This window comes from Peribacillus sp. NJ11, from assembly GCF_030348405.1.
Lineage (GTDB): Bacteria > Bacillota > Bacilli > Bacillales > DSM-1321 > Peribacillus.
The window spans coordinates 571,367-583,716 of the sequence record NZ_JAUCFO010000001.1; the positions used below are offsets into that span (position 1 = coordinate 571,367).

The 12,350-nt window shown below is 41.0% G+C and carries 10 protein-coding genes; 8 read left to right on the forward strand and 2 right to left on the reverse strand.

The window, feature by feature from the left end; translation table 11 throughout:
- Positions 1 to 68: 68 nt before the first annotated feature.
- From QUF86_RS02900 to QUF86_RS02910, 3 genes are all read left to right on the forward strand, one after another.
- A complete protein-coding gene (locus QUF86_RS02900) occupies positions 69 to 563 on the forward strand; it encodes a PH domain-containing protein (protein WP_289318119.1) in 495 nt (164 codons plus the stop codon).
- A 2-nt stretch (positions 564 to 565) separates the two neighbouring features.
- Positions 566 to 2,035: a PH domain-containing protein gene (locus QUF86_RS02905; RefSeq protein WP_289333578.1), complete on the forward strand. Its 1,470-nt coding sequence runs from the start codon at positions 566 to 568 to the stop codon at positions 2,033 to 2,035.
- A 195-nt stretch (positions 2,036 to 2,230) separates the two neighbouring features.
- Positions 2,231 to 4,222, forward strand: a complete 1,992-nt coding sequence (locus tag QUF86_RS02910) for a methyl-accepting chemotaxis protein (RefSeq protein ID WP_289333579.1) — start codon at positions 2,231 to 2,233, stop codon at positions 4,220 to 4,222.
- Between the two features lie 49 nt (positions 4,223 to 4,271).
- Here the strand turns inward: QUF86_RS02910 and QUF86_RS02915 are convergent, their stop codons facing one another.
- On the reverse strand, positions 4,272 to 4,778 hold the full coding sequence (locus tag QUF86_RS02915; protein WP_289318122.1) for a general stress protein: 507 nt from the start codon (positions 4,776 to 4,778) through the stop codon (positions 4,272 to 4,274).
- Between the two features lie 163 nt (positions 4,779 to 4,941).
- On the opposite strand from QUF86_RS02915, the gene QUF86_RS02920 reads away from it, so the two are divergent.
- The 5 genes from QUF86_RS02920 to QUF86_RS02940 all read left to right on the forward strand — a co-directional run bounded on the left by QUF86_RS02920 (position 4,942) and on the right by QUF86_RS02940 (position 11,154).
- Positions 4,942 to 6,006: a M20 family metallopeptidase gene (locus QUF86_RS02920; RefSeq protein ID WP_289333580.1), complete on the forward strand. Its 1,065-nt coding sequence runs from the start codon at positions 4,942 to 4,944 to the stop codon at positions 6,004 to 6,006.
- Between the two features lie 396 nt (positions 6,007 to 6,402).
- Positions 6,403 to 6,957: a 3D domain-containing protein gene (locus QUF86_RS02925; protein ID WP_289333581.1), complete on the forward strand. Its 555-nt coding sequence runs from the start codon at positions 6,403 to 6,405 to the stop codon at positions 6,955 to 6,957.
- A 163-nt stretch (positions 6,958 to 7,120) separates the two neighbouring features.
- Complete coding sequence (locus tag QUF86_RS02930) at positions 7,121 to 8,032, forward strand: ketopantoate reductase family protein (protein WP_289333582.1); 912 nt, start codon at positions 7,121 to 7,123, stop codon at positions 8,030 to 8,032.
- 231 nt (positions 8,033 to 8,263) lie between these two features.
- Positions 8,264 to 9,532, forward strand: a complete 1,269-nt coding sequence (locus QUF86_RS02935) for a dicarboxylate/amino acid:cation symporter (RefSeq protein WP_289318126.1) — start codon at positions 8,264 to 8,266, stop codon at positions 9,530 to 9,532.
- A 203-nt stretch (positions 9,533 to 9,735) separates the two neighbouring features.
- A complete protein-coding gene (locus tag QUF86_RS02940) occupies positions 9,736 to 11,154 on the forward strand; it encodes an NAD-dependent succinate-semialdehyde dehydrogenase (protein WP_289333583.1) in 1,419 nt (472 codons plus the stop codon).
- A 69-nt stretch (positions 11,155 to 11,223) separates the two neighbouring features.
- On the opposite strand, the gene QUF86_RS02945 is transcribed toward QUF86_RS02940, so the two are convergent.
- Complete coding sequence (locus QUF86_RS02945; RefSeq protein ID WP_289318128.1) at positions 11,224 to 12,330, reverse strand: AI-2E family transporter; 1,107 nt, start codon at positions 12,328 to 12,330, stop codon at positions 11,224 to 11,226.
- Positions 12,331 to 12,350: the final 20 nt, after the last annotated feature.

Here is a 12,350-nt window from a genome sequence, read left to right on the forward strand (position 1 = left end):
TACGATTACAGGGAACTTTTTTGAATGATAATCCGTATAAGTATGAAGACATAGTAAGGAGTGAATATATGTATTCAAAGATACAGCCACCAACGAAGAAAATTTCCAAAGAATCCGTGAAGGTTTGGCGGATGACTGAAGCCATTACCAATCTCATTATCCTCACCGTCCTTGGCATCCTATTATATGTTGATGATCATTTCGCTTGGACAGAATGGATTGGATGGATTTTATACGGACTTATCACATTATCTTTTTTCCATGCAATCTGGTCCATCTTCATTGAACCGATCTTGTTGCAAAAGTATTGGCGTTACGACGTGAACGAAGAATTCATTCAAACAAAACGTGGAGCCTGGAGTGAAACGCATGAACTCATTCCGATGACGAAGGTTCAGTCCGTCAAATTGAACCAAGGCCCTTTTTTAAGAAAATATAACCTTTATTCACTAAGTATCGGAACAATGGGAAACTCTCATGACATTCCCGCCATCCCGAAGAAAGAGGCGTATGAATTAAGAGATAAAATTGCCCATTTCGCAAAAATAAAGGAAGTGGATTAACGATGGAAGAACATGCAAAACGATTACACCCTTTCAAAATCCCCTTCGAATTATGGAAATTGCTGAAAGGGAATGTATTTTTCATAATCATGCTTTATGTCCTGAACTTCGGTTCTGAAAAGATGTATATGAAGGTACTCCAAATCGGTTTTCTAGTTTATCTGATTTGGAAAGTCATTTCTGTCATCCTTAAATGGTTTACGTATAAATATCAAATAAAAGAAGGAACCATCTATATTACTTCAGGGCTTGTCTCGAAATCGTATCGAACGGTCCCGCTTCATAAAGTACAGAATGTTCAACAACGTACGACATTATTCCATAAGATTTTCCGCTTAACCTCATTAACATTCGAAACGGGGATGACTGGTGATCAGGGTACCGTGCCATTCGAGGTGATTTCCCGAAAAGAGGCAGAACGGCTAGAGGGGGAATATTCTTCAAAACAAGAACTTTCGGTTATCGAAGTGGATATTCACGAAGAACGAATTGCGGAGAATATGGAACCATTCAATGAAAAAACGATTCATTTCACACCCACCAAACAAGACGTTCTAAAGGCTTCCTTTACATCACTCAGCTTTTTGGCTCTTATCCCGATTGTGGCTACGTTATATAATACACTCGATGATTTTTTCAATTTGGAGAATGCAGAAGGTTTTTTTGCCAAGTTATTGGATACATGGTGGATCATAACCATCGTTCTTGTCTGTCTCATATGTGTAGCCGTTGCCTTCGGAATCGTTTCCACATTCGTTAAATATGGAAAATATGAAATTTCATCCGATCACGAGCGTATATATATCAAGAAAGGTGTACTGGACGAATCTGCTTTTTCCATTCAGAAAGAAAAAGTACAAGCTGTCGAAATCACCCAATCAATCATTAAAAGATTGCTAGGATTGGCAGAAGTGAAACTGATTAGCGCAGGAAGTACAGGTGATGAAGAACTGGAAACGAATACTCTATATCCTTTTTTATCCGTTGAACGGGCATATGGGATGGTAGAAGAGATTTTACCCGCTTACAAAGTGGAACGGTCAATGGAGTCGTTGTCGAAGCAGGCCTTCAAAATCCGAATGCTGCGGCCCAGCTTTTTCTGGATTCTCACAACGGTGGCAATCTATTATTTCAAACCCTCCCTATGGTATATATCACTTATCCTACTCGTTCTCATTTATACATTGAGAATAATGGATTACAATAATAGCCGTTACTTGTTAAATGATGAGTTCATTCAGTTTAAATCCGGAAGTTTGGAAACATCACTATTCATTACCAAAAGAAGCAAGATCATTCAAATTGAGGTGGAACGTTCGAAGATGCAAAAGTTTTTCGGGCTTGCCTCAATTGAAACGATCAACCGCTCCAAGCCTGTACACCATACAAAGCTCCAAGATGTATCCGTTGAATATGCTGACGAATTTTACACATGGTATAAGGGCAGGACAAAAAATATCCAAGTCGAATAAGATTCAATGTTTGGAGAGTTGACTATTGCAGTCAGCTTTTTTTTCATCTTTTTCCACTCCCTTCCCACCTTCGACTTCACGACAAAATTAATATTGGAATTTTCTAACTTGTCACTTCAAAAAAGCGAAAGAAGACCGAATTATCAAATAGAAGCCAAAATTAATTAGAGGTATATAAGAAGGGGGATTGTCCATATGAGAAGACGGACAGACTGGTATTTTAATTCGCTAAAAAAACAAATATTGATTCCCTTTTTAGCTTTGATCATGATAAGCGGAATGGCCATCTCCTACATGAGCTATAAAAACAGCATCGATTTGACGACCCAGGAACTTACCGGAACGACTGAAGAACAAGTCAAGTCAATGAATGATTCTTTCGAAATCTTCTTTCAAAAAACGGAAAATCAATTGGATAGGATCGGAAAATATCCTATCATGAGTACTTATGATAAGAACCTCGAATCCATAATGGATGAATTTTCTTATACGCAATCCAGCAACTCAGAAATAAATGGTATATATCTCGGCACAGAGAAGGATGGAAAAGCATTTATATTCCCAAAAACTGAATTGCCGGCTGACTACGATCCAAGACAAAGGGATTGGTATCAATCCGCATTGAAACAAAAAAACAAGACCATTTGGACGGAACCTTATACCGATCAGGCTACGAATGAACTTGTCATTACGGCAGCAAAAGCCTTATATGATGGTAATGAATTAATAGGCGTGCTCGGTGTCGACATCTCGATCGATACTTTGGTCAAGATGGTTAATCAAACGAAATTCGGCGAAACGGGCTATACGGTTTTGCTGGATAAGAACGGGTCATTCGTTACGCACCCAGACAAGAAAAAAATTCAACAGGATATATCAAAGGAAAATATGTTCAAAAAAATGAAAAGTGAATCCGGATCAATGATCGAGGAATATGACGGGCAAAGCCGAATCATCGGATACGCTACCAATCCAAACACAGGATGGAGAATAGCAGGGCTAATGGATGAACATGAAGTGCTCGTCCGTGCAAGCCCGATGATAATCGATAATATCATCACACTGTTGATTGTCTTTACTCTGACTGCACTATCTGCCATCTTCATCACCCGTTCTTTAACGAATCCCATTAAAAAGCTGCAGGAATCCATACGGAAAATGGCTGACGGCGATTTCACATCCAAGAATTTCATTTCCAGGAAAGATGAGATTGGGCAGCTTGCAGAAGACACTAACTTAATGACCAGAAATATGAGCCATATGCTAGGGCAAGTTAACAACCTTTCCGATAAAGTATCAGAATCCTCCATGACGTTAGTGGCTAGTGCAGATGAGAATTCAGCTGCAGCTAACGAGGTGGCCATGACGATGGAACAAATAGCGGCGGGTGCCATCGACCAAATCGAAGTCGGGCAGAATAACGAAATCGCTGTAAAGCTATTTGCTGACAAAATCAATGATTTTGAAGCGCAAACGAGCAAAATGGCCACGGAATCCGAAAATATGTTCAAGGCTTCCGAAAACGGAATCACTCAAGTGCAAGGCCTAAAACAGCAATTCAATGAAACGTCCCTGATATCCAGTAAGATGAGTACGGCAGTCAAATCTTTGGATGCACGGTCCAATGATATTAGTGCGATCGTAAAGACCATAAGCGGAATTGCCGGACAGACTAATTTACTCGCCCTGAATGCTGCCATCGAAGCGGCCAGGGCTGGCGAGCACGGAAAAGGGTTTGCAGTTGTTGCCGATGAAGTGAAGAAATTGGCCGCACAGACGGAATACTCCCTGAAAGAAATCTCTGAAATCATTCAAGCCATGCAAAGCGACACAACCAATACCGTTCATTTGATTGACCAAGTCAATCAAAAAATCCACCATCAGGATACTTCTGTAACGGATACGGAAAATGCCTTCAGTCACATTGCGTCGATTATTGCGAACACATTCAGCAATTTTGACGAAATAAAAAAGATGATGAACGATATGGTATCGGAGGTCACACGGATGGCGAGTAACGCAGAACAATTAAACTCGATCAGTCAGGAAACTGCGGCAGGAACAGAAGAAGTATCTGCATCCGTAGAACAAACGAATGCTTCCATGGAACAATTAAATGCCCTGGCTAGTGAATTGGATGCCTTATCCCAGGAAATGCACAAAGAAATACGGAAATTCACATTTTAATCAAAAAAAGGACGGATCCTAAGGGATCCATCCTTTTTAAACTTACGATTTATAGAGGTCGTCTACTGTTCGTTAGCGTTTCGTCTGTTTCAGTAATTCCTGAGTAAGAAGAATTGGCTTTACTCGCATCCGAATCGACTAACACTAGCAGCTTGCCACTCTTTACATCCGCTTCATAACGATTCGCCTCTTCTTCAGGTATACCCATACCGATTAAGGTACCGGCCAATCCGCCTGTACCAGCACCTACAGCCGCCCCGGCTAATGTTGCAGCAAGCGGTCCAGCTGCCAGTACTGGTCCGATTCCCGGAATCGCCAACGCACCCACACCTGCTAATAATCCGGCAGCACCTCCCAAAATACCTCCGGTCGCCGCACCAGCTGCAAGCCCCTCTTCAACTTTTGTACCCGTTTCTTCATTCACTGACTTTAATTCTTCTTTATCTTTAGCTACCACTGAAATATCTTCACGATTATATCCTTGAGCCTGTAATGACTCAACAGCCTTAATGGCTTCTTCTCCAGTTTCATATACACCAATTATACGTTTATCCATATCTATCATCCTCCTTAAAGAATGTAAATTGTCGCTCCCCCTTTACATACCCCTGGGAATGAAAGGGCTAAACGTTATTTAACAGGAAAATATTTTTGAGTTAACCCATACTAAGAAAGGGTATATATAATAGTAGTATGCATATTTTTAGGAGGTTTTCTTTTTGCTTATCGAGTTACTTAAAGATTTAGTATCTATCGAAAGTTCATCGAAAGAAGGAGCTAACCAAGCAGTTGAATACTGTGCGAACTGGCTAAAAAATCAGGGACTTACCGTGAATGTGATCGTTAATAACGGTTATAAAATGCTTGTTAGCGAAATTGGCAGCGGAGATAAGACCGTTATTTGGAATGGCCATGTCGATGTTGTCAGCGGGACGCCGGATCAATTTTTCCCTGAGGTTCATGAAGGAAATTTATATGGACGCGGGACAGCCGACATGAAAGCTGGGGTTGCAGGGATGATGTGTGCATTTAACGAACTGAAGGATAAGGGCTTAGGTTTGAAAATCCAGCTGCAGATTGTATCAGATGAAGAAACTGGTGGGTTGAACTGTTCTGGATATTTAGCGAAACATGGTTATAGAGGGGATTTTGTAATCTGTGCTGAACCGACGCAATTGGGAATCGGACTTCAGGCAAAGGGTGCCCTTCGCCTCGATATTGAAGTATCCGGCAAATCCGCACACGGAAGCCGACCATGGGAAGGGGTGAATGCAATCGAAAAGGCATATGATCTCTATCAAAAAATAAAGGAACTTCCCTTCACCCGGGAACATACTCCCCTTTACTCTTCCCCCTCACTTAACCTAGCAAAAATAAAAGGCGGGGATGTCTATAATAAGGTACCGGATGCCTGTTTGCTCAGTCTTGATATCCGCTATCTCCCTACACAAACAATGGAAGATATCATTGCACAGATTGAAAGTGTGACAGGAAAGAATATCCACCTTAATATGTACAGTAAACCTGTAAAAACAGAAGAGTCAGACCCATTCATAACATTGCTTCGTCCGATTATCGAAAAGAACACCAATCGGGATGCAGTCATTTTTGGACAACATGGCTCCGCAGATACCGTATTTTTTGCTGCATATGATATCCCAGCCATTGAATTCGGACCAAAAGGCGAGAACTGGCATGGAGATAGAGAATGCGTTAATCTTGAATCTGTAGCAGTATATCAAAAAATGCTAGTCGATTTCGCTTCTGAATTTGTATTATCGTAATCCATTTCATGAAAAAAGCCGACATTTATGTAATGTCGGCTTTTTTCCTGTTCTAAATATCCTCTCCTACTAAAATATACACGCTTAATTGTCTATTATTGCGTTTGTTTTTTTACAAAATATACAGGACTATGAAACTAAGTATTACATATCCATATTCTTTCTCAATAAACAGGATATGCCATTATATCAACACTTTTTAACAATAAAACGCTTATACTGACATAATAAATAATATTTTTCATTTAACAGATAAGTACTTTTGTCCTAGTTTATATTACATTTATTTTTCAGAGGAAACCGTTTTGTAACACAATTACTATTCCACCGAAACATTATTGTCACATAGACCTGTTATTCTAAGTCTACGATTTAAAACAAAGGAGACTATTCATTTTGAAAAAAATACTACTTCCACTATTCACTGCTTTCTTCCTGGTATTTAGTTTTTCCGGAGTTTCATCGGCTGCTACTACTACATACAAAGTTAAAAGCGGCGACACACTATGGGGTATCGCCAATAAACATAATATAACAGTCAATCAACTCAAAAGTTGGAACAACCTGAAAAAAGATAACATCCATCCAAAACAAGTATTAAAGGTCAAGAAAACATCGACCTCCGCTAAACCTAAAGCTAAAACGACATCATCAAAAAAATATAAAACGATCACGGTGAAGGCAACAGCTTACACAGCGAACTGTAAAGGTTGCAGCGGTATTACAGCATCGGGGCTTAACTTAAAGAAAAACCCTAACGTAAAAGCCATCTCAGTCGACCCTAAGGTCATTCCACTAGGAACGAAAGTTCATGTAGAAGGATACGGGGATGCCATTGCGGCAGATAAAGGCAGCGCAATCAAAGGGAATAAAATTGACGTCTTTTACTCTTCACACTCAAAAGCTATCAATTGGGGCAGAAAGACCGTTAAAGTTAAAATCTATAAATAATGAATGATAAGCACCAGCCTGAAACCTTTCAGGCTGGTCTTTTGTTTTTCCCCTTCTTACACACTCCTAAACATCAAGTTTACTTAAAACGATAACTATTTACTGAAAATTCCGCCAATGTTATGATTAGTATATCTTCTTAATCAAAAGAGAGGTGTGCACTTTGAATATTGTCATTATAGGGGCCGGAGCACTCGGCTCCTACTTTGGAGGCAGATTGCAACAGGCCGGGCAGCATGTCCAATACCTTGTCCGAAAAAACCGTGCCAAACAATTGAAAGAAAACGGGATCAGCATAACCAGCCCACATGGAAACTACCAATTTAACGACCTGCATATCACAGAAAATGTAAATGATATTGAAAAGGTCGACCTGGTGATTCTCGCCGTAAAAGGCCAGCATCTACAGGGCACTCTCACAGATTTAAAGGTCCTTGTCGAAAAGGGCGCAAAGGTCCTTCCGCTTTTGAATGGATTGGAACATATCTCCATTCTACAGGACGAACTGGGTGATGAAGCCGTCATGGGAGGAAGCGCCTTCATCATTGCCACCCTTGATGAAAAAGGTCATGTCATTCACTCCAATGATAACCATGATTTAATCTACGGCCCGCTTCACCCTTCACAGAAAAAGATTTGTGATGATTTCGAACAGGCGGTCGGATCAGCTATCATGGAGGTAAGCAGAACGGAAAAGATATTAATCAGGATGTGGATCAAATACATGTTCATCACCGCTTTCTCTGGTGTAACAACCGCCACCAACCTCCCTATCGGCACGATACGGAGATTCCAGGAAACCAATGGATTGCTAGAAAAGGTCCTTGTTGAAATGAAAGAACTTGCTAACGCTTATGACGTCAGGATTACTGTACAGAATATTGCTCAGGCGTTGGAAAACATGGCAGGTTTACCGGATGAATCAACCTCTTCCATGCATCAGGACCGCCGGAAGGGCCAAATCCTCGAAGTGGAACATTTACAGGGCGGTGCACTGCGCCTTGCTGACAAGGTCGGTTTGGAACTTCCTGTGATTGGAACCCTTTATGCACTCATAAAACCATTTGAAAATTGATCTTTCCCAATACCGGCCTCCACCGGTATTTTTTTGTTGTAGCTTAGGCATAAATTCATTTTGAATCCTAACATTGCTTTTATTTCCTCCTCTACCCATCATTTATTAGAAGTCCCCAAGACCAAAAAGACCAAAAAGAACAATATCACCAAAAGAATATTCTGACTCTTCATTCTGTTACACTATCAATAAGTTAAGAAAGCGCTATCATATGACAAAGGAGAATGCACCTTGAAAATATTAAAAAATCTTACAGTTCAGGTCATCATCGGTATCATTCTGGGTATAACAGTCGGTTTCTTCTTCCCTGCTTTCGGTGAACAACTGAAGATATTAGCTGATTTATTTATTAAAATGATTAAAATGGTCATCGCACCAATTATCTTCTTAACCGTCGTAATCGGAATTGGCGGTATGGGCGATATGAAAAAGGTTGGCCGCATCGGCGGAAAGGCCCTGCTCTATTTTGAAATCGTTACCACATTCGCACTTGCCATCGGAATCATCGTAGTCAATCTGTTGGGACCTGGTAAAGGTTTTAACATCGATTCAGTCGAAGGCGGAGATGTATCACAATATACAACAGCCGCTTCCGAAACGGAACATGGCGCAGTTGCCTTCATTTCGAATATCATTCCTGATAATGCCGTTGCCGCACTGGCTGGCGGAGACTTACTCCCCATTTTATTCTTTGCCGTATTATTCGGATTATCAATGGCAGCAATAGGACCGAAAGTGCAGCCAGTCGTTTCTTTCTTTCAGCATATTGCCGATATTTTCTTCGGCATCGTCGGCATGATCATGAAAGTATCTCCATTGGCGGCATTTGGAGCAATGGCTTATACAATCGGTAAGTTCGGTCTTGGCTCTTTAAGTTCGTTAGGACAATTGATGGGTAGCGTATATATCACAATGGCTCTATTCATCTTTCTTGTCCTTGGTACGATCGCAAAAATCTACGGCTTTAATATTTTTAAATTCATCGCTTATATAAAAGAAGAAATCCTATTAGTATTAGGTACATCTTCATCGGAATCCGCTCTACCAAGCGTAATGAAAAAACTAGAAAAATACGGTTGCTCAAAATCTGTAGTCGGTTTGGTTGTCCCAACTGGTTATTCTTTCAACCTTGATGGCACATCCATCTACTTATCCATGGCAGCGATTTTCATTGCCCAAGCCTATGGTGTCGATCTAAGCATCTGGCAGGAATTGACCCTTCTGGGGATCTTGATGTTAACATCCAAAGGCGCTGCCGGTGTGACGGGGTCCGGTTTCATTACACTTGCTGCCACATTAGCTGCCTTCCCAATGATTCCAGTTGAAGGAATGGCACTACTGCTGGGAGTCGACCGCTTCATGTCTGAAGCACGTGCAATCACTAATCTAATTGGTAACAGTGTTGCTACAGTGGTCATTTCTAAATCCGAAGGTGAATTCAATCCAAATCAAGCCATCTCGGGTGATATGGGTGAAGTAGCCGTCTCATCGGAAAAATAATCGAACCTTGAATGAAGAGGTGTGCAACTTGCACCTCTTTTTTTATTTTTTCCCTCTCTATCCTTCAATGAATCTCCGGGTTTCAAAAAATAGCCAGTCAAATAAATTTCAGAATCACCGAAAAGTGTTTATACTTTTATGTAACAGGTAAAAGTATAAAGTTTAGTAGTTTGATGGATTTAACCAAATTAGGAGGTTTTATCATGAAGGATTACGGATTATTTATTAACGGTGAGTGGTCGGATTATGGATTGGATAAAATTGAAGTGAAAAACCCGGCAACGGATGAAATAGTTGCCACCGTTCCTAAAGGTGGTGCAACTGAAGCAGCAAAGGCGGCAGATGCTGCTTATGATGCCTTCACGGATTGGGCAGCACTCTCAGTTTACGAACGTGCTGAACTAATTTGGAAATGGCATCGATTGATTGATGATAATCAAGAAGAACTAGCCAAAATCATGACTGAAGAACAAGGCAAGCCCTTTAAAGAGGCTCTTGGTGAAATGACATATGCAAATGGCTTTTTATCTTGGTTTGCCGAAGAAGGAAAACGGGTGTACGGAGAAACGATTCCCGCTTCCGTGTCCAATAAGCGGCTTTTCGTGACTAAACAGCCTGTCGGAGTTGTAGCTGTCATTACGCCTTGGAACTTTCCAGCAGCCATGATTACAAGAAAAGTGGCACCAGCCCTTGCCGTCGGCTGTACAGTCGTCATTAAACCTGCAAACCTAACTCCCATAACAGCGTTAAAAATGGCTGAATTAGCGGAAGAAGCTGGCATTCCGAAAGGAGTCATCAATGTTGTGACAGGAAAATCATCAGAAATCGGTGAAACTTGGCTTCAGGATACAAGGATCCGTAAATTGACGTTCACCGGTTCTACAGAAGTCGGTAAAACCCTAATGAGGGGCTCAGCTGACACGGTTAAGAAAATTTCTCTTGAACTCGGAGGTCACGCACCCGCAATCGTTCTTGAAGATGCCGACCTTAATAAAGCGGTTGATGGCATCATCAGTTCAAAATTCCGTAACGCTGGACAAACATGCGTCTGTTCAAATCGCATATATGTCCACGAAGCCATTCAAGAAGCCTTTATCGAAAAGCTCGTAGCCAAGGTCAAAGAACTAAAAGTAGGAAACGGAATGGAAGATGGCGTCGATATCGGTCCGCTTATAGATCAAGATGCAGTGGATAAAGTTCAAAAACAAATTGATGAAGCAATTAGCAGCGGAGCTAAGCTCGAAGCTGGCGGAAAATCGCTCGGCGGCCTTTTTCTTGAACCAACCGTACTGTCCAACATTGACGACAGCATGCTCTGCATGAAGGAAGAAACATTTGGTCCACTAGCTCCAATTGCCTCATTTAAGACTGATGAAGAGGCAATCAAAAGGGCAAATGACTCCATCTTTGGTTTGGCAGCTTACGTCTTCACTGAAAATATCACCAAAGGCATCAAATTCACCGAGGCACTTGAATTCGGTATTGTAGGCTTGAACGACGGGCTTCCTTCCGTGCCACAAGCTCCATTTGGCGGATTCAAGCAAAGCGGACTTGGCCGTGAAGGCGGACACCAAGGCATCGAAGAATTCCTGGAAGTTAAATATATTTCCTTGGGTTTGTAATCTATTTATTTGCTTTCGTTCCATAACTTAAGAAAACGGGCCCGACTCAAATGAGTCGGGCCCGTTTTTTCATTCCAATATATCTTCTTCCAGCTTTTCCTCTTTCCGGATCCTGATGAATTTTACGATATTCAATACAATCGTTTTAACAACGGAATAAGTTGGAACGGCCAAAATCATACCGATGATACCGGCAATGTTTCCCGCGACGAGCAATAGGATGATGATGGTAAGCGGATGTGTGTTCAATTTTTTCCCGATGACTAACGGTGAAATGAAATTACCATCAAGTTGCTGGATGACCGTTACAACAAGAATGACCAATAGCGCTTCGGTCGGTGAATGAATCAATGCCACAATGACCGCAGGAGCCGCTCCGATAAACGGGCCTACATATGGAATGATATTGGTCACAGCACCAATCAGCGCAAATAAGAACGCGTAAGGCAAACCAATGATTAGATATCCGATGAACGTTCCAATCCCGACAAACATGCAAACAAGCATCTGTCCTTGTATGTATGTAGTAAGCGTCCCACCAGTTTCCTGAAGTACTGTCAAAGCTGGTTTTCTATAGCGAACCGGTACGAATTTCATGATGGCGCTCGGTAGCTTATCCCCATCCTTCAACATATAGAATAGGATGAAAGGAACCGTTACGACCACTAATGTAATATTCGTCACTACGCTGAAAACAGAAGATAAACTGTTCGTTATATTACTAGGTAAATCAGTCAAATATTTCTGAAGCGAGTCTCCCACTTCTTTCAAGGGAACATAATCTTGTTCCATGGTCCACAAAAACCATTTTGACTTAGCTGAATCTTCAATGAACTTCCATGCTTGATTGAAATAATCAGGGAGGTTATTGAGTAAATCCGTAACCTGTTTCGAAAGTGACGGGCCAACTAGACCGACCAACAAACTAATCAATCCCAGGAAAAACACATAAAGCAGTAATATCGCCAATCCCCTTGGCACTCTTCTTTTAACCATGAAATCAACAGTGGGGTTGAACAAAAAGTAGAGAAAACCTGAAATTAAGATGGGAAAGAACAATGTAGATGTAAAAATAACTATTGGTTCAAAAAGAAAAGAAATCTTTGTACCAACATAAAAAAGTAAAGACAATAGTAATAACTCTAACGTCCAAAAATGCAGTTTTGTCTTGAACAAATTATCTCCTCCACTATAAC